Source organism: Hallella seregens ATCC 51272 (assembly GCF_000518545.1).
Classification (GTDB): domain Bacteria; phylum Bacteroidota; class Bacteroidia; order Bacteroidales; family Bacteroidaceae; genus Prevotella; species Prevotella seregens.
In genome coordinates, this window is sequence record NZ_JADU01000001.1 from 223,095 (window position 1) to 240,206 (window position 17,112).

The window sequence follows — 17,112 nt, forward strand, 5'->3', positions numbered from 1 at the left end:
TTTCACAATTCACAATTCAAGATTGATATGGCTTTAAACAAAGAAATCTGGCTGACAACCATTCAGGAGAACTTCTTCCCGAACAATTCTTTCGCAACCAAGTCGGTTGACGACTCAGCCTTTGTAGACAACAAGAAGGTACATGTGCCCAATGCCGGCGCACCGAGCGGTGTGGAGACAAACCGCTCCATCTTTCCGGCCGTAGTGAACCAACAAAACGACGAAGATCTGGAATACAGCATGGACGAGTTGACCACGAACCCCATCCACATTCCGAACATCGATATGGTGGAACTGAGCTATGACAAGCGCCAGAGCGTGCTCTACAACGACCGCAACCAGCTGCAGAATGAGGCTTGCCATAATCTGCTCTATCGCTGGGGTACGGGCGCAAAAACATTTACAACAAGTGGAGGTGCTCGTGTGGCTCACACTTCAGCCACCGCCATTGGCAACCGCAAGAAGATTACCAAAAAAGATGTGCTCGCCATCGGTACCCAGTTCAATATGGACGACGTACCTGCCACGGGTCGCTACCTGCTGCTGGACGCCATCATGTATACCGACTTGCTTGAAGACCTGACGGACAAGGAGCTGAGCGCGTTCCTCGCTTCGGCTGACGCTCAGCGCGGTGTGATTGGCATGCTCTACGGCTTCGAGGTGATGCAGCGCTCCAAGGTGCTGCGCACGACTGCCGGCAAGGTGGTGGTCAAGTGGACCGACGAGGACGCAGCCTCCGAGCTGGCCGCCGGACTGGCTTGGCAACAGAGCTGCGTGAGCCGTGCCATCGGCGAGGTGAAGATGTTCGACTCTTTGGACAACCCGCTCTACTACGGCGACATCTACTCGTTCCTGCTCCGTGCCGGTGGCGAGAAGCGTCGCTATGACAAGAAGGGTGTGGCGCTGATTGTGGAGGACACTGCTGCATAATTCATAATTCACAATTCATAATTTATAATTGATAATTATGGAAATTCCAAGAGTCAAGATACAATATCTGAACGGGCAGCTTGGCACCGTCGGGGACAGCCCCGACGGACTGTTTGCCCTGGTGTGCGGTGCGACGGCCGTGGCTGCCACGTTTGAGCTGGGCAAGGCCTACACGCTGCGCAACGTGGAGGAACTGACAGCATTGGGTGTTACAGCAGAGAACAACCCACGGCTGACAAAACACGTGACTGACTTCTATGCCGAGGCCGAAGACGGCACGAAGCTCATCATCTACGGCTTGGACAAGACCACCACGATGACGGCGATGCTGGACAAGGACACGGGGAGCGTGAAAGCACTCATCACGGGACAGAACGGCGCACTGCGGGGACTGTTCGTGGCCTGCGAGGGTCTGACGACGGGGGACGTGACCGAAGGGCTCGATCCTGACGTGCTGACAGCTATCCCCAAAGCCCAGGCTTTGGCCGAATGGGCCACGACGGAGCTTTATGCACCCTTGTTCATCGTGCTGGAGGGCCGACACTTCGAGCAGGATGCCGTGAAGCAGATTGGTGATGGTACTTCCAACAGGGTGGCCGTGCTGGTGGGCGACACGGTAAGCGGCAGCGAGGGTGCCTGTGTGGGCACGCTGGCCGGACGGCTGGCCACCACCGGAGTGCAGCGCAACATCGGCCGGGTGAAGGACGGCGAGCTGGCGCCACTGGTGATGTACATCGGTACACAGAAGGTGGAAGAGGCCGGCAGTGCAGTGGCAGACCTCTATGACAAGGGCTATATCACACCGCGCAAGCATGTTGGCCGGACCGGCTACTACTTCACCGATGACCGCATGGCCTGCAAGGCGACGGACGACTATGCGCACCTGACGGCACGCCGGACGGTGGACAAGGCCTACCGCATCGCCTACGACACAATGCTGGGCCTGCTGCTGGACGAGCTGGAGGTGAACGACGACGGCACGCTGCAGGCGGGCGTGGTGAAGAGCTGGCAACAGAGCGTGACGAACGCCATCGACACGAATATGACCGCTGCCGGTGAGCTGAGCGCGACGAGCGACGGTGAGGGCTGCGTATGCTATATTGACGAGAAGCAGAACGTGGTGTCGACCTCGAAGGTGGCAGTGACGCTGAAGGTGAGGCCCTTCGGCTATGCACGCTACGTGAACGTGAACCTCGGGTTCCAGCTGACAACAAGCTAAAAAACTTCTCATCCCTCCCCGCGAGGGATGGGGAGGCAAAAAGTAAACGAGTAAAAATGGATTACTATGTTCAATACGAAAGAATATGAATGGGCCGATGTGAATGTTGTTGTTGCCGGGCGGCCGGTGACCGGCATGCGCGGCATCAAATACAACAGTAAGCAGGAGAAGGAACTGCTCTATGCCAAGGGCAACAAGCCCCACGGCATCCAGCACGGCAACAAGGACTACAGCGGCGAGGTGACACTGCTGCAGAGCGAGTACGAGGCACTGCGCACAGCCAGTGGCGGAGACGTGCTGGACTCGAGGTTCGACCTGGTGGTGAGCTACGGTAACCCGTCGAAAGGTGACGCGCTGGTGACGGATATTCTTGTCGGCTGCGAGATCACGGAGGACAACACCGAGTGGAAGCAAGGCGACAAGTTCCAGGAGAAGGCCCTGCCCTTTATCTTCATGGACAAGAAGAGAGGGTGACGGCATATTGACAGACCGCCATGACATGTCGGTCAACGGAGCGCCCCCGGCCCTATCCCTGTTGGAGGGACAGATTATCTGAGGGGCCATCATTTGGGGCAGAATAAAAACACTATAAAAAGGTAAACAATGAACTATACAGAAGAGCAACTGAAAGAATGGAAGGCACAGCATGGTGACCTGTTTGAAATATCGGTGGATGGCAAGAGCTGCATCCTGCACAAGCCGACACGCAAGGACCTGAGCTATGCCAGCGTGGTGAAAGACCCCATCAAGCTGACCGAGACGCTGCTGAACCAGCTGTGGGTGGCCGGCGATGAGGAGATCAAGACCGACGACGAGCTGTTCATGGCTGTCAGCAACCGCATGGACGAGGTGCTGAAGGTGAAGGAGGCCGAGATAAAAAAATTGTAGAGGGTGCCGGTATAGATGATTTTGGGGAAGACGAGCAAGTGGCTATCCTCTTCATGGACACCGTGATGCGGTACTATCTCCACGTTGACCCCGAGACATTGCCCGATGAGAAATGGGCATGGACATACGCCTACCTGAAAGAAATACGAGAAATAGAGAAACGAGCAAGCAATGGATAGTGTTCTGAAATTCCTGATCAAGCTGCAGGCTGACGCTGACAACGTTGTCACCGTTGCCCGCAGGACCTCAGAGCAGTTGGATGAGATTTCCAACAAGGCCCGTCGCGTCAGTACGCGCCTTCGTGAGGCTTTCTCGTTCTCTAATTTCAAGAGTTCGCTGATGTCCGTCCCCGGCATGGAGTTCCTGATGAATCCCTACACGATGGCGGCCGCTGCCATCGGGGCGATTACAAAGATTGGAGCTGAAGCCGAGCAGACCTCGGTGGCTTTCACGACGCTGGTCGGAAGTGAGAGCAAGGCAAAGGCGATGCTTGCGGATATGACCAAATTTGCCAATGACTCACCATTTGAAAAAATGGATCTGGTTAATAACGCCAGAACCATGCTGAACTTTGGAGTTGAAACAGGAAAAGTGTTGCCTTTATTGAAACAACTCGGAGATATATCTGGTGGAAATAAGGAATACTTGAATGGACTCTCATTGGTACTTGGGCAGGTTGCAGCATCAGGACGTTTGGCGGGTGATGATTTAAGACAATTCATAAACGCCGGATGGAGTCCATTACAAGACCTCTCAGAAATGACGGGAAAGAGTATTGGTGAACTGAAGCAGATGATGTCTCAAGGGAAGATTACCTATGAGAATATAACTCAAGCTATGGAGCATGCGACCGGTGAGGGTGGTAAGTTCTATAAAATGATGGAGAAACAGTCTCAGACAGTCACCGGTAAATTCAGCACTATGCTGGATACCATTACCAGCAAGGCTGTTGATATCTATGGTAAAATCCAAGCTCCTATTTCTCGTATGTTAGACATTGCTAACGCCGTCATTCCAGTTGTTGGTGATATCGTGGTAGGATTGTTCGACAAGATGATTGCCGGAGTAGCTTTTCTTGTAAAATTCAGGACAGAACTTGCATATCTTGCTGCAGTCATTACTGTTTCAACGATTGCCTTCAAAGCGCATGCCATCGGTTTAACTTTGTATGCCGTAGGAGCGAAAGCTGTGGCTGTAGTTACTAAAGGATGGGCAGCTGCACAACAGTTACTCAATGTTGTCATGACAGCAAATCCAATAGGAATCATTATCACGGCATTGGCTGCCCTGGCCGCTGTGGTCATATATTGCTGGAATAAGTTTGCTGGTTTCCGTGCCTTTTTCGCCACATTAGGCGGCACGATCATTGGCTTCGGCAACATCATCAAGACCTACATCATCAACCGGTTCAACGAGATGCTGTCCGGCATCGGTAAACTTGGAGAAGCCCTGAAACGGCTCTTCAACGGGGACTTCAAGGGAGCTGCGTCATCTGCATTGGAGGGCTATAAGAAGCTGTCGGGTGCCGGGAGTGCTCTCAATGCCGCACGTCAGACCAGGGACCTCGTCACGGGTGTGCGATCGGACTTTAGCAGGAACTATGCCAAGGAAAGCGCCAAGGACCGTGCATCCTCTACATCAACAACAAAGAAAGACAATAAGATTGCCCACCCGAAGCAAAAGGGCAGCGCACGGGAGGTGATCTTTGGGTCTGCAACCGGAGGTGCCAAGGGTGGAAGGACCGGCGGCGGGCGTTCCGGTGGAGGGAGGAAGAGCGCTGAGGAGATAGCTACCGGCGGCACGCGCAACACCTCTGTCAACCTGAGCATCGGTAAGTTCTTTGAGAACCTGTATGTAACCATGACGGACAAGACAGACACGGCAGAGCTGGAGCGGGTTATCCTCGAGAGCATGAACCGGGCCTTGGCCATCGCAACCAGTGCAGACCGATGAGTACGGCGACAAGATTCATACTGGAGAACATGGCGCTGCGCGTGATGGGTGGCAAGGTGCCTCCCTACTGGCTGTTCCGCCATTCCGTCCAGGCGCAGGTCACCCCGGAAGACTATGATGAGGTCAGGGGTATGTCGGACGAGGAACTGGAGGACGTGGTGCGCACGAATGCCCTTGGCGTGCCGATGCAACTGCCCCTACGTCTGCGATTGGAAGAGAGCGGTGCAGAGGACTGGCTGCTGCCGACCGAGCCAATGATCAGTCTGCAGGGCCAGCACATCATCAAGCGGCGTCAGGTGAACAAGGGCAAGGTAAGGGGAAGCATCAAGGAGCGTTGGGCGCAGGACGACTATTCGATAACCATTGAGGGAATACTGATGGGTACCGATGGGAGATATCCCACGGCAGACGTGGCAAAGCTGCGTCGACACTGCGAGGCGGCAAAGATGACAGCCCTGTGCCCCCTGCTGGAGCTCTTCGGTATATCGAGAATCGTGATAGAGAGCTGGGACATACCGTTCACCAGCGGGGCGGCAAACCAGAACTACACACTGAAGGCCTACAGCGACGATATCTACAAGTTGCTGCTGAACCGAGAAGACTTGCGGAGGTAGTTCAATTCATAATTCATAATTCATAATTCATAATTTGGTTACGCTATGTACACAATGGGCTACGATATTGCAATAGGCGGCTACAAGGTTGGCATGCTGGATGCCGTGGAGATCCACAAGAGCGTGGAGCTGCTGGCTGACACGGCTGAGATAACGCTTCCGGCTGCCGAGTATAATGTGGCACTGGATGTGGAAAGCAAAATCAGGCGTGGCGATGCCGTTAGCATCAAAATCGGTTATGAGGAGGAAGGACTGAAGGAGGAGTTCTCGGGATGGCTGCAACGGATATCGACCGACGGAGGCAACATCAAACTGACGTGCGAGGATGATCTGTTTACATTCCGTAAAGACTTGCCGAACGAGGTGCTGAAGAAAGTGACGCTGGAGGCACTCCTGAAAAAGGTGATCCAGGGCACTGGTAACAACTACAGGGTGAGCTGCTCATACCAATGGACCTACGGGAAGTTTGTCGTACACGATGCCACGGGCTATGACGTGCTGAAGAAGGTGCAGGAGGAATGTGGGGCGGACATCTATCTGAAGGACGGGGTGCTGCACGTGCATCCTCCTGGCGAGATGACCGGACAGGAGCGGCTGTATGACTTTGCGCTGAACGTGGAAGAGGCCGACCTGACCTACCGGAAAGCCGAGGACAAAAAGGTGCGCGTGGTGGTGAAGGCACTGATGCCGGACGGGACGGTGAAGGAGATAGAGACGGGATCGACGGGTGGCGAGAAGGTGGAAGTGAGAAGCGCGACGAACGACGAGGCGGGCATGAAGGCCCGCGGGGAGCTGGAGGTGAAGCGGCGGAGCTTCGACGGCTATGACGGGAGCATCACGACTTGGCTCATCCCGGAGTGTATGCCCGGGGATTCGGCCACGTTGCACGACGCGGACTATCCCCAGAAGGACGGGACATACTTCGTAAGGAGCGTGACCACCACGTTCTCGAGGGATGGGGGCAAACGCAAGATAGAACTTGGTTTCAGACTTAGTTAATTCATCATTATGGACAAATACAGAGAACTGGCAGAGTTGCTGCGACACACCGGAGGGAACACGAGCCCCTGTATCATGCAGGGCATCGTAACAAAAGTGGCGGGAGCGATGTGTGAGGTGAAGATTGGCGGCATCACGGTGCCTGACGTGCGTCTGAGAGCCTCAGAGATAGCCAGCAGCGGTGAGTTGCTGGTGGTTCCGAAGGTGGGCACGGCGGTGATTATGGGCAGCCTCTCGGGCGACCTCTCCCAGCTGGTGGTGCTGGCCGTGGACAGTGCCGAGCAGGTGGTCATCAACGGTGGTAAGCTGGGGGGGGTGGTCAACATCGAGACACTGACGGCTAAGCTGAACGCGGTGATAGATACTTTCAACCGGCACACGCACACGGCCCCCAACGGCCCGACAACGCCTCCGACGAGCTTTGCCCAGCGTCTAAACAAGGCTGATTATGAAGATACTAAAATCAAGCACTGACAATGAAAGGAATACAGATGACGGCCTTTGAACCGGAGGTCAAAGTGGTGAGGGATGCCGGCGGAAAGATAGTGCAGGGACTCACGGTGGGCGACACCTTGCGGCAGAACCAGGCTATGATATTGGTGCTACGCCAAGGAGAACTGAAGGAGTGGCCTGCAGGGGGCTGCGGCATCGCCGATATGCTGCTGGACAATGACCCGATATATTGGCGCTCGAAGGTCAGGGAGCAACTGGAGATGGACGGGCAAAAAGTGAACCAGGTGAAGATAACGACAACGGGCATCACGATTGATGCAAACTATTAATGCACAATAGATATGCAAAGGAACACGAAAGAGTGGATACAGTATGGGTCGGCCATCGCGCTGCTGCTGAGCGGTGTGGTGATGGCCTTCCTGAGTTTCTTTCTGAACAACTTCGATGTGAGCGACAGCGTGCTGTGGTATGTGAGCCAGACGCTGGTATATGCCGGATCCATCTTCGGCGTTGGCATCTACATCCAGAGCAAGTGGGGCGACGTGAAAGGGTATGTGGACAAAATGATGAACGAAAAGAAAGGAAATAGTGATGAGAACCATTAAATATATCGCCGTACACTGTACGGCAGGACATCAGACGCAGACGATAGCCGACCTGCAGCAGGAATTCAGGCGGAAGGGATGGAAGAACCCGGGCTACCACTATGTGGTGAAGCCAGACGGGACGGTGGCCCAGCTGCTGGACGAGACCAAGGTGAGCAACGGCGTGAAAGGCTACAACAGCGTGACGGTGAACGTGGCCTATATCGGTGGCATTGACGCCCAGGGGCATGCCATAGACAACCGCACGGATAAGCAGAAAGGAACGTTGAGGACCTTGCTAAGGATACTGAGGAAACGCTACCCGAAGGCAGTGATCCAGGGACACCACGATTTCTCACCCGACTTGAACCACGACGGGCGGATAACACCGAACGAATATATAAAAATGTGTCCCTGCTTTGATGCCAAGGGCGAATATATGGACATTTAAGATATCGAGCTATGAAGACGAAATTACTGTTTTTCATCATGCTTGTCGCCATCCTTACGGGATGTTCGCGAAAAGTATATCTCCCCATTGAGACCGTGCGCACAGACACGCTGGTCGTAGAGACGCACGACACCCTGAAGGTGAACCAGAGACCGATGACGGTAAGCATTGCCCTGCCTCAGACACACCTGGAGCGGACTACAAGGGACACGACGAGCACGCTGCAGAACGGTCTGTACCGGTCGACGGCGGCTATCAGGAACGGCTTGCTCTACCATAGCATGGAAACGATGCCCGGGGCAACGGTGACAGGTCAGGTGACAGTTGCCGATACGACACGCACGACCGGAACTAAGCAGATGGAGAAGTCGAGTACGGCACGGAAGAAAACGGTGACAGTGGAGGTGAAGAAGAAGCTGACAATGGTGCAGCAGGTGGCCTTGTGGACAGGATATGCGGTCTGGACGGCTGTGCTGATGGTGCTTGTCGGGTTCGGGGGATATTGGTTGATCAAGCAGGGCAAGCAATGGAAGTGGTTGTGAAAGGCGGCCAGACGCTGGCCGATATTGCGATACAGGAGTATGGGGCAATAGAGGCTCTGCCAGCGCTGGCTCTTGCCAATGGCAGGAGTATGACGGAAGAGCTGTCGGCAGGCGATGTCCTGACACTGCCTGACAAGATATACAACCGCCTCATGCAAGGCTACTGCAAGGACCACGACGTGAGACCGGCAACGCAGCGTGACGAGAGTGGCATCAGGCTGAGAGTGTTTACAGACGAGTTTACAATGCAATTCAGTTAATGACATGGCAAGGACTATCAACGAAATCAAACAGACGATGACGGATGCCTTCATGGCGGACGAGACAATCAGGGAGAAGTATGGACTGAGCGTGGAAGACACGTTCAAGGGAAGTTTTTCGACGGTGAGTCTCGAGAGTATCCTGTTCTACATCGTGGCGGTGTGCTGTCATGTGATGGAAGTATTGTTTGACCAGTTTCGTGCGGACGTGGACGAGAAGATAAGCCGTGCGGTGGTGGCCAGCGTGCCGTGGTATTACAAGATGGCGCGGGCGTTCCAGCTGGGGGATGCGCTGGTATTTGACGAGACGACGCAGCAGTATGTCTACCCTGAGATAGATGAGTCTAAGCAGGTAGTAAGATACGTGGCGGTGAGAGACCGGGGAACGTCGATACAGATTCTTGCCTCTGGGGATAAGGACGGGAGTCCTGCGGTGTTGGATGACAACGTTCTGACGGCGTTCAGACAGTATTTGGACCGCGTTAAAATAGCGGGCGTGGTGCTGGCCGTGAGGTCGCTCCCGGCTGACTCGGTAAGTATTGCTGCCACGGTGACGGTGGACCCTCTTGTCATCAATACGGCGGGTATGCGGATAGTGGACGGAAGCTACCCCGTGGAAGAAGCCATTCGCTCTTATTTGGCCAACATCATATATGGTGGTACTTTCAACAAGACAAAATTGGTGGACGCCATACAGAACGTGGAGGGCGTGACGGATGTGGAGCTGACGGCTTGCACGTACAGCACTGACGGTGCGACCTATAAGGCGATAACGGGCAACAACTATACGGCTACGGGCGGAAGTTTTGTAGCTGCAAATCTTAGAAATACGCTGGATTATGTGGTATAGGACAGACTTCGTGGAACTGGCCCGGCAGCTGCTGCCGCCGGTGTTGAGAAGCAAGGTGATGATGGCATTGCTGAAAGTTTTGGTGACACCGCTCAGATATCTCTACGACCTGTTCACGTCCTATCGTACAGGCGTGACGGGGTGGCTTGACATGACCGCCAACGTGCAGTATCTGGAAAAGGTGCTGAACGATGCCTTCTTCCTGAAAGAGGACCAGATATACATAGAGAGTGGCGAGGAGCTACCCCGGACGGCGTTCTACCATGTGAGCGAGGGTCAGGCACCGGTATATGTGGGTGGCGTATCGACGCTCGTCGTGAGACAGGAGGACGACGTTCCCGTGCAGGATACGTTCATCATCTATGTGCCTTCATTCCTCTGCACGTCGCTGAAGGCTGAGGAGGACAAATATGGCGGAGCGAACCTGCGGACGATAACGAATTTGCTGAACTATTATAAACCTGCGGGACGGACGTACCGCATAGAAATATACGACTATGAATAGAATGTTGTTCAACGACGGCGGCCAGCCGGTGTATCTCGATGACCTTAAATTGCTGCAGGGCAACCCTGAGGAGCAGGAATCAATGCTGCTGAACGTGCTGAGCGGCGGGGCAAGCGTATTCCTTCTGAACAAGGCCAATGCGGAGATAGTAGGCTCCGACACGGTGAACTTTACGACGACTTTCAAGATTTCCAAGAACTGGGTAGCCTGGAACGGTATGATTTATGAGATACCTGAAACTACGGTGACAGTGCCCTCATGGGACACACCTGTCTATGTTGGACTGCGCTCGACCAAGACAGAGACAAGGACTTTTGAGGACGGTCAGGAGCATGCCTGTGTGGAGACCAAAGAGGCTTATCTTTCGCTGGAGAATACCGAACCGGAAATGGTGAACCTGTTTGACCTGAAATCGCTCTTTGAACTCATGGGACCGCTGGTGAATGCCAATGAGCCGGTAAGTGTGTACAAAGATATTCCCGTGCAACTGTATAATGGCTACACGGGAAAGGTGCAGTACAAGGAGGAGCTGGATCACTACAAGGTGATTGTCAAGCTGACGAGCCACAACACGGGCTGGGACTTGAGCAGCGGAGCACTGTTCGGCATCAACCCCTCCACCTATGGCTTCATGGCACAGAAGGTGTCAAACAGCTTCCTGACGGGAGGTGATGCCCCGGCCAGGGAACAGATTGCCCAGATTAAAATTGTGGACGGAGGCGCCCTACTGTCCGGTATAGACCTGACCAGTGACACAAACACTCCTTTGAATTGTCCCATCAACACCATAATGATTATCCCAAAGTAAACGGAACAATGAGTACAATCGTAGAATTACGGCAGAGGGCCGCAACGCTCAAGGCCAAATATCAGAAAGAGAGCATCACCCCGGAGGAACTGGGACGGTTGCACGAGGACACGCTGGACTATATAGCCGATATGGAACGGCGTGATGGCAGCCTCGGCGTGAAGAAGACTTACGCCAGCAAGGCAGAGATGGATGCCGACATGGCACCCGTGGGTACGAACGGTAAAGCTATGAGATATGGCCAGCTGGCCGTGATCCGCAGCGCGGACAACGAGAACGGGAACATCTATGCCTGGCAGAAACCGGGCTGGCTGCTCGTGGGTAACCTGAATGAGGGGAAGGTGGTGGACGACCTCGTGACAGGCGGAAGCAACGTGCCCTTGAGCGCGGAGCAGGGCAAATTGCTGGGCGGTAGAGTCAGCGATAACGAAGCGGCCATCAAGGCCGAAGTGGCCCGGGCCAAGGCGGTGGAAAAAGTGAACGCTACCGCAATATCAGACGAGACGGCCCGCGCTCAGGGCGTGGAGTCTACACACGCCTCGGCATTGATTGAGGAGGTGACCCGGGCCAAAGCGGCAGAGGCAACCATCATGGACAGCGTCGTTGAGAACCGGGTAATCTATGATGCCAGCCCCAACGGCGAGACGTATGCGGACTGTTCGATGTGTTTGGCAGCGGTGGACGCAGCGTTGAGTGCTATGGCCAAGAAGTATGTGAAGCAAGTGACGTATATGGGTACAGACGGTGCGGTAAAACAGTATAGGCGGAAGACGGTGGAATGGTCAGCCAATCCGGACGACTGGGAAAACACGGGGAATGCCGGAGCCTTTGACGACAGGAAGTCCCGGATCGGAGCGGACACGCTGCAGGAAGCCATCGACAACATAGACCGGGCCAAGGTTGTCTACGACCTTGAAAACGTCGTCGGAAAGACCGTAGGGGCCCTGATTAATCCCGTGACCGGTGAGATCATGCCTTCCGGGTCGGATTGGCCGTGCTCGGACTACCTGCCGGTCTCTCCCTATGAGACGTTGGTCGTTTCGGGCATGAAGCCGGGAAATGACAGTACGGCCTCATACGCATTTTACGACGCCTCGAGGAAGCCTGTCTCCATGGGCAATGTCAAGGATGGTGCAATTGCCATGAAGATGACGGTGCCCGGGGATGCCAGATATGCCGTGTTTGCTTCGCTCGGGAGTACCTGGTCATATACCCTGACCGTCTTGCAGAGAAAGAATGCAATGACTGCCAGAGAACTGTACTCAAGGGTCAAGGCCCTGGAAGCGGACAAGGAAGACGTTGACACAAGGCTGGACATGGGGTGGAACGCAGCCAGCGGAGCGAGCAAAAGGGTGAGGAAAGTTTACGGCACGATGGAAAACATGAAGGCAACCGACCTCAGCTACATGTACATTGATGCATTCAGGCACGTCGCCGTGCTCAAGGCGGTCAAGACCCGCTCGGCCGTGAGCGGCGAGGTGTATATATTGGCAGGCATGCCTGAACCGGATTCGCCCTATATCAGGCTGGTCCGCAAATACAAGGTGACCCTCGACGGCACTTCCACGGATGTAAGCGGCGAGAAAATCATCATCAACATGGGGGAATGCGTGGGCTTTTACGGCGCCAATGTCATCGGAATGCACGACGAGCCGAGTTACAATCTTCCCAAAACCATGTATTACAGGCCCGGCGACTCCTTTGCAGGGGATGTCTTCACGGACAACAATCCACTGCACAGCTCGCTGAACGTGCAGCTTGTCTTTGACGAGCTGGGAAACTTTTCCGATTCATCCTTCCTGCAGGACAGGAAGGTCGCTTTCCTGGGCGACAGCATCACTTACGGGGGGCTGTATACCACTGCGTTTTCGGCACTGACCGGATGCAAGGTGCTGAACTACGGGCGCAACGGCTCGCACCTTGCCAAAAACGTGCTTTCCGACACCGCCAACGCCATGGAGGCACGTGTCGGTTCCATGGCGGATGACGCCGACATGGTCGTCGTCTTTGGCGGGACCAACGACTTCGGACACGCATCCGGCATCAATTCCGGGTTTGGCGGCACCCCGCCGTTCGGCAGCTTCGTGGACGGGGCCAATGACGGCCGGCTCACGTTCTGTGCGGGAGTGCACAGGCTGTGCAGGAACCTGCGCGCCAAATACGGCAACAGGCCCGTCGCGATCATGACCCCGCTGCACCACGGAACCACACTGGACACCAGGGAATATGTGGTTGACGGCGACGGTTCCCTGCATGAGGGGGCCAATGCCGATTCGGGCAAGACGTTCAGGGAGTACGTGGACATGATAAAGGAGATAGCCGCATACTGGAGCATCCCCGTGATGGATGCCTACTCGGAAAGCGGGCTCAATCCCATTTGTGACGCATCGAAGTTCTCGGACGGCCTGCACCTCAACCAGTCCGGGGCCGACATCCTGGCGAAATGGATGGTGGGCAAGACGGAACAGATATGGAGTTCCGCATGACAGGATACAATGAAAGCCGGGGAATTTAAGGGAAAGATAAAAAGCCCCCAGCCTGTTAAAAAGTAACGCCAATCACTATTAACAACACGCCTGTGCAGCGCCGGCCGGGGGCATATAGCCTCTACCGCGCTATACAGGCGTGTTAGTTGTTGAAAATAAGTGATTGGCATTGCAAAGGTAATAAAAATTTTCAGATGAAGGTATTTGAGTTATTGGAATTTAACAGGATTAGTTTGAAATTGATGAAGGACAATGGAGTGAAGATGAACGATGTGGAGTATATCTGCCTGTATCAGGACTATATGAAAATGAAAGGAATGCATAATAAGGTAACCTATATTGTTGCCCGATTGGCTGAGAAATATGGCGTGAGCGTGCGGCAGGTGTATGTGCTGGTGAAGCGGATGGAAAGAGACTGCAGGATGGCTGCAGTGGGTATGTCTTAAGATAGTTCATCGGTAAGAACCAATGAGCTACCTTTGCAGACGTTATGAAAAGATTGTATTTATCGGCTCCACTTCCATTTGTGGGCCAAAAAAGGATGTTTGCCAAGGAGTTTAGAAAAGTGTTGGATCAAATCCCCGATGGAACCACGTTCGTGGACCTGTTTGGGGGCAGTGGTCTGCTGTCGCACATAGCTAAGTATGATAAGCCCCATTCTGAGGTGGTGTACAACGACTTTGACGGCTATCGACGACGGCTGGAGCATATTCCCCAGACCAATGAGCTGTTGGCTGAACTGAGAGACATCGTTAGGGATGTCCCTCGGTACAAGGCTATCACAGGAGAGACCCGAGAGCATGTGTTTGGCTGTCTGCTACAGCATGAGAAGCGATATGGGTATATCGACTTTATCACAGTGTCATCCTCAATCATGTTCTCCGCGAAATACTGTCTGAGCATAGACGATATGCGCAAGGAGGCCCTCTATAACAAAGTGAGGTCTTCGGATTATTCTGAATGCCCTGACTATCTTGATGGTCTGACAATTGTTTCAAAGGACTACAAGCAACTTTTTAAAGAATATAGGGACAAGCCCGATGTAGTATTTCTCGTCGACCCACCTTACCTGGGTACAGAGGTCGGGACTTATAAGATGTTCTGGAAACTGGCAGACTACTTAGATGTGCTTAAAGTCCTTCAGGGACACGCCTATATTTACTTTACAAGCAACAAGTCTTCCATCATCGAATTGTGTGAGTGGTTGGGGCAGAACAGGGACATGGGTAACCCATTTGAACATAGCACCCGAGTGGAGTTCAAAGCCCAGATGAATTACAACGCTTCCTATACAGATATGATGTTGTATAAGAATGCCGGTTAAATAACATTAGAATACTCTTTAAATGATGAACAAATTCTATTCGATATTGGATAAGATTAAGGGCAGCATTGAACATGCTGCCCTTATTTCATGCGTATTTTCGAGACTCATTTCGTTTTCGTAAAAAAGCATCTTTCCCGTACTTTTCGTTTTTAATATTTGTACTTTTCGATTTTGCGATTATAGAATAGAGAACCGACATGCCATGGTGGAGGCTCTGGTCTTCAACTTTGAACTGCAAAAGCAGACATGTGCAGTGTCCAATCGGCAGTTGGAATTGTTTGTCGAGGCGATATGATTCTTGAGGCATGGCTTTGCCATTAAGACGTTTTAAGAATAGGATTAAACGATGATTAAACTATATTTGGTGCGCCACGGCGAGACCGTGGACAACAAAGCGCAAATTATGCAGGGACAGATGCAGGGCGAACTCAACGAGACGGGACGGGCGCAGGCCCGCGAATTGCGGGAGCGGATGCGCTCGGAGCCGATCGATGCCTTTGTAGCCAGCGACCTGCAACGGGCGGTGCAGACCTGCGAGATTGTGGCCGCACCCCACGGCAAGCCTGTGGAGACCACGGTGTTGCTGCGTGAGCGCGACTGGGGCAGCTTCACGGGGAGGTTCATTCCCGACCTGCAGGATGTAGAGTGGCCCGACGACATTGAGACGTTGGAACGGATGAAGAGCCGCGCGCGCAACTTCCTGACGTGGCTGAAAGTGGCCCATCCCGACCAAACGGTGCTGGCCGTGGGGCACGGCATCATCAACAAAGCCATTCAAAGTGTCTGTTTCGGCAAGCCGATGAACGAAGTGCCCAGGATGGGCAATGCCGAGGTGCGCGTGCTGATGTTCTGAGCACGTGGACGCATGGCGGGCCGGTGCAGGGGAATCCACATGGAAGAAAGGCTGCGCGGAACTTGTTGTCCGCAGCAGCCCTTCGTTCGTGATGTAACTCTCTAATCTGTAATGTAACTCTCTAACCTTAGATTCCTTACTGTCTGTATCTGTTTAAAGGTTCCTCTCTGTATTCATTCCGGTCCGGTTCGTCGGGTTGGGGTTTAGCGTCCGTTGCCGAAATGGCCTCCGCTGGGCCTGTTGCCGCTGCTGCCACCGCCGAAGCTACGCGCCGGGGCTTGGCTGCCGCCGCCAAAATTGCGCGAGGGCGCCGAGCCGCCGCTGCCGAAACTGCCGCCCGAGCGGGTGAAGGGAACGCCCATGGAGTTGCTGGGTGCAGAGGAGTTGCCGCCGCCAAACGAGCGGGTGCTGCCGTTGTTGTTCGGGGTGAAAGTGCGGCTGGGGGCCGATGAAGAGAAGCGGCTGCCAAAGGAGCTGCTGCTCGGACGGGTCACCGTGGCACGGGTGCTGCTCTGGCGACTGTTGCCGTCGAATGTGCGGTTGCTGCTGCCGAAGCTGCGGTTGCCGCCGCCGAATGTGCGGTCACTGGGCGTGATTGAGCCGCCGAAAGTGCGCGGGGCGTTGTTGCCGTTGCTGCTGCCGAAAGAGCGGGGACGGCCTTGCGGCTGTGTGCCGAAACGGCTTCCGTTGCCGAAAGAGCGGTTACCCTGTGTGCCGAAGCGCGTTCCCCGGCCGAAGTCGCCCCGGTTGAATCCGTCGCGCATGCCCATGCGCTCCATGCCGTTGCGCGGCCCGCCGAAGCTGCGGCCATGGTACCAGCTGCGCCCGCCGTTCATGTACCAGCTGTGGCCACCGCGGTAACTCACGTAGAAGCCCGGCCGGCCGAAGAAGTAATAGTCGCGGTGCGGATAGCGGGCATAGATGCCGAAGTGCCAGTAGCCGGCGTCCCAATAGAGCGGACGATAGAAGTAAGCAGCGTCCACATACATGCGATACTGCCAGTCGAGCAGGATGTAGCTCAGGTCAAGATTGCGTTGCGACCAGTAGGCGCCGTAGAGATCGTTGTAGCTGTCGACCCTCATCAGGTAGTCGAGGTTGATTTCATAGGCAGCCTCGTACTGGTCGTCGGTCAAGTTGAGTTCGTAGGCCATCTTGTCGGTGAGGAAGAGGGCCTGCTCGCGGGCCTGCTCATAACTCATGGCCGATGCTTGGACTGTCATGACAAACAGTGCTGCAAGCGCTAACATGAACTTTTTCATATGCTCTGTCTTTTAGGGTTCTGTGATGTTGTCGGAGGCGGGAGGCCGTGGCTTCCCGTTCTTCACACTGCAAAATTAGCGGAAAACATGGGGTGGGGGAAAGGTTTTTCCCTATGTCGGCAGGGGAAAAT

At 54.3% G+C, this 17,112-nt stretch carries 21 protein-coding genes; 20 read left to right on the forward strand and 1 reads right to left on the reverse strand.

Annotation, left to right across the window (positions count from 1 at the left end; all coding sequences use genetic code 11):
- The first annotated feature begins 27 nt into the window (after window positions 1-27).
- From L888_RS0101025 to L888_RS0101125, 20 genes are all read left to right on the forward strand, one after another.
- Complete coding sequence (locus tag L888_RS0101025; protein WP_027951513.1) at window positions 28-930, forward strand: hypothetical protein; 903 nt, start codon at window positions 28-30, stop codon at window positions 928-930.
- A 37-nt stretch (window positions 931-967) separates the two neighbouring features.
- Complete coding sequence (locus tag L888_RS0101030; protein ID WP_044248319.1) at window positions 968-2,149, forward strand: DUF2586 family protein; 1,182 nt, start codon at window positions 968-970, stop codon at window positions 2,147-2,149.
- Between the two features lie 66 nt (window positions 2,150-2,215).
- Window positions 2,216-2,623, forward strand: coding sequence for a hypothetical protein (locus L888_RS0101035; protein ID WP_027951515.1), 408 nt, complete (start codon window positions 2,216-2,218; stop codon window positions 2,621-2,623).
- Window positions 2,624-2,752: 129 nt separating this feature from the next.
- Window positions 2,753-3,037: a hypothetical protein gene (locus L888_RS0101040; RefSeq protein ID WP_027951516.1), complete on the forward strand. Its 285-nt coding sequence runs from the start codon at window positions 2,753-2,755 to the stop codon at window positions 3,035-3,037.
- 171 nt (window positions 3,038-3,208) lie between these two features.
- A complete protein-coding gene (locus L888_RS0101045; RefSeq protein WP_027951517.1) occupies window positions 3,209-4,990 on the forward strand; it encodes a tape measure protein in 1,782 nt (593 codons plus the stop codon).
- Entirely contained in the window at window positions 4,987-5,604 is a 618-nt protein-coding gene (locus tag L888_RS0101050; RefSeq protein WP_027951518.1) for a DUF6046 domain-containing protein, read from the forward strand. Before L888_RS0101045 ends, L888_RS0101050 begins: the two co-directional genes overlap by 4 nt.
- 54 nt (window positions 5,605-5,658) lie before the next feature.
- Window positions 5,659-6,603, forward strand: a complete 945-nt coding sequence (locus L888_RS0101055; RefSeq protein ID WP_245594790.1) for a hypothetical protein — start codon at window positions 5,659-5,661, stop codon at window positions 6,601-6,603.
- A gap of 9 nt (window positions 6,604-6,612) precedes the next feature.
- The gene (locus L888_RS0101060) at window positions 6,613-7,077 is read left to right on the forward strand and encodes a hypothetical protein (RefSeq protein ID WP_156924967.1); all 465 of its coding nucleotides are present in this window, start codon (window positions 6,613-6,615) and stop codon (window positions 7,075-7,077) included.
- 2 nt (window positions 7,078-7,079) lie between these two features.
- Window positions 7,080-7,385, forward strand: a complete 306-nt coding sequence (locus tag L888_RS0101065) for a hypothetical protein (protein ID WP_027951521.1) — start codon at window positions 7,080-7,082, stop codon at window positions 7,383-7,385.
- Between the two features lie 12 nt (window positions 7,386-7,397).
- Window positions 7,398-7,661 (forward strand): YrzE family protein, encoded by a 264-nt coding sequence (locus tag L888_RS0101070; protein WP_027951522.1) that lies wholly within the window; start codon window positions 7,398-7,400, stop codon window positions 7,659-7,661.
- A complete protein-coding gene (locus L888_RS0101075) occupies window positions 7,648-8,091 on the forward strand; it encodes an N-acetylmuramoyl-L-alanine amidase (protein ID WP_027951523.1) in 444 nt (147 codons plus the stop codon). Before L888_RS0101070 ends, L888_RS0101075 begins: the two co-directional genes overlap by 14 nt.
- A gap of 11 nt (window positions 8,092-8,102) precedes the next feature.
- Window positions 8,103-8,633, forward strand: coding sequence for a hypothetical protein (locus L888_RS0101080; RefSeq protein WP_027951524.1), 531 nt, complete (start codon window positions 8,103-8,105; stop codon window positions 8,631-8,633).
- Window positions 8,618-8,893: a hypothetical protein gene (locus tag L888_RS0101085; protein WP_027951525.1), complete on the forward strand. Its 276-nt coding sequence runs from the start codon at window positions 8,618-8,620 to the stop codon at window positions 8,891-8,893. Before L888_RS0101080 ends, L888_RS0101085 begins: the two co-directional genes overlap by 16 nt.
- A gap of 4 nt (window positions 8,894-8,897) precedes the next feature.
- Window positions 8,898-9,743 (forward strand): hypothetical protein, encoded by an 846-nt coding sequence (locus tag L888_RS0101090; RefSeq protein ID WP_027951526.1) that lies wholly within the window; start codon window positions 8,898-8,900, stop codon window positions 9,741-9,743.
- A complete protein-coding gene (locus L888_RS0101095; protein ID WP_027951527.1) occupies window positions 9,733-10,248 on the forward strand; it encodes a hypothetical protein in 516 nt (171 codons plus the stop codon). Before L888_RS0101090 ends, L888_RS0101095 begins: the two co-directional genes overlap by 11 nt.
- Window positions 10,241-11,056, forward strand: coding sequence for a hypothetical protein (locus L888_RS0101100; RefSeq protein ID WP_156924968.1), 816 nt, complete (start codon window positions 10,241-10,243; stop codon window positions 11,054-11,056). Before L888_RS0101095 ends, L888_RS0101100 begins: the two co-directional genes overlap by 8 nt.
- 8 nt (window positions 11,057-11,064) lie before the next feature.
- The gene (locus L888_RS0101105; protein WP_027951529.1) at window positions 11,065-13,542 is read left to right on the forward strand and encodes an SGNH/GDSL hydrolase family protein; all 2,478 of its coding nucleotides are present in this window, start codon (window positions 11,065-11,067) and stop codon (window positions 13,540-13,542) included.
- A 242-nt stretch (window positions 13,543-13,784) separates the two neighbouring features.
- Window positions 13,785-13,988 carry a hypothetical protein gene (locus L888_RS0101110; RefSeq protein WP_245594799.1) on the forward strand — a complete coding sequence of 68 codons (204 nt, stop codon included), beginning with the start codon at window positions 13,785-13,787 and terminating at the stop codon, window positions 13,986-13,988.
- Window positions 13,989-14,032: 44 nt separating this feature from the next.
- Window positions 14,033-14,866 (forward strand): DNA adenine methylase, encoded by an 834-nt coding sequence (locus L888_RS0101115; protein WP_027951531.1) that lies wholly within the window; start codon window positions 14,033-14,035, stop codon window positions 14,864-14,866.
- Between the two features lie 349 nt (window positions 14,867-15,215).
- Window positions 15,216-15,722, forward strand: a complete 507-nt coding sequence (locus tag L888_RS0101125; RefSeq protein WP_027951532.1) for a histidine phosphatase family protein — start codon at window positions 15,216-15,218, stop codon at window positions 15,720-15,722.
- A gap of 203 nt (window positions 15,723-15,925) precedes the next feature.
- Here L888_RS0101125 and L888_RS0101130 read toward each other — a convergent pair whose 3' ends face one another.
- Complete coding sequence (locus L888_RS0101130; protein ID WP_027951533.1) at window positions 15,926-16,981, reverse strand: hypothetical protein; 1,056 nt, start codon at window positions 16,979-16,981, stop codon at window positions 15,926-15,928.
- Window positions 16,982-17,112 lie beyond the last annotated feature (131 nt).

Bases quoted from the DNA above. Each gene is read 5' to 3' on its own strand.
- L888_RS0101040 (WP_027951516.1), top strand. From the start codon at position 2,753: ATGAACTATACAGAAGAGCAACTGAAAGAATGGAAGGCACAGCATGGT.
- L888_RS0101125 (WP_027951532.1), top strand. From the start codon at position 15,216: ATGATTAAACTATATTTGGTGCGCCACGGCGAGACCGTGGACAACAAA.
- L888_RS0101035 (WP_027951515.1), top strand. From the start codon at position 2,216: ATGTTCAATACGAAAGAATATGAATGGGCCGATGTGAATGTTGTTGTT.
- L888_RS0101075 (WP_027951523.1), top strand. From the start codon at position 7,648: ATGAGAACCATTAAATATATCGCCGTACACTGTACGGCAGGACATCAG.
- L888_RS0101080 (WP_027951524.1), top strand. From the start codon at position 8,103: ATGAAGACGAAATTACTGTTTTTCATCATGCTTGTCGCCATCCTTACG.
- L888_RS0101025 (WP_027951513.1), top strand. From the start codon at position 28: ATGGCTTTAAACAAAGAAATCTGGCTGACAACCATTCAGGAGAACTTC.
- L888_RS0101100 (WP_156924968.1), top strand. From the start codon at position 10,241: ATGAATAGAATGTTGTTCAACGACGGCGGCCAGCCGGTGTATCTCGAT.
- L888_RS0101105 (WP_027951529.1), top strand. From the start codon at position 11,065: ATGAGTACAATCGTAGAATTACGGCAGAGGGCCGCAACGCTCAAGGCC.
- L888_RS0101095 (WP_027951527.1), top strand. From the start codon at position 9,733: ATGTGGTATAGGACAGACTTCGTGGAACTGGCCCGGCAGCTGCTGCCG.
- L888_RS0101045 (WP_027951517.1), top strand. From the start codon at position 3,209: ATGGATAGTGTTCTGAAATTCCTGATCAAGCTGCAGGCTGACGCTGAC.
- L888_RS0101090 (WP_027951526.1), top strand. From the start codon at position 8,898: ATGGCAAGGACTATCAACGAAATCAAACAGACGATGACGGATGCCTTC.
- L888_RS0101130 (WP_027951533.1), bottom strand. From the start codon at position 16,981: ATGAAAAAGTTCATGTTAGCGCTTGCAGCACTGTTTGTCATGACAGTC.
- L888_RS0101050 (WP_027951518.1), top strand. From the start codon at position 4,987: ATGAGTACGGCGACAAGATTCATACTGGAGAACATGGCGCTGCGCGTG.
- L888_RS0101115 (WP_027951531.1), top strand. From the start codon at position 14,033: ATGAAAAGATTGTATTTATCGGCTCCACTTCCATTTGTGGGCCAAAAA.
- L888_RS0101065 (WP_027951521.1), top strand. From the start codon at position 7,080: ATGAAAGGAATACAGATGACGGCCTTTGAACCGGAGGTCAAAGTGGTG.
- L888_RS0101085 (WP_027951525.1), top strand. From the start codon at position 8,618: ATGGAAGTGGTTGTGAAAGGCGGCCAGACGCTGGCCGATATTGCGATA.
- L888_RS0101070 (WP_027951522.1), top strand. From the start codon at position 7,398: ATGCAAAGGAACACGAAAGAGTGGATACAGTATGGGTCGGCCATCGCG.
- L888_RS0101055 (WP_245594790.1), top strand. From the start codon at position 5,659: ATGGGCTACGATATTGCAATAGGCGGCTACAAGGTTGGCATGCTGGAT.
- L888_RS0101030 (WP_044248319.1), top strand. From the start codon at position 968: ATGGAAATTCCAAGAGTCAAGATACAATATCTGAACGGGCAGCTTGGC.
- L888_RS0101060 (WP_156924967.1), top strand. From the start codon at position 6,613: ATGGACAAATACAGAGAACTGGCAGAGTTGCTGCGACACACCGGAGGG.
- L888_RS0101110 (WP_245594799.1), top strand. From the start codon at position 13,785: ATGAAGGACAATGGAGTGAAGATGAACGATGTGGAGTATATCTGCCTG.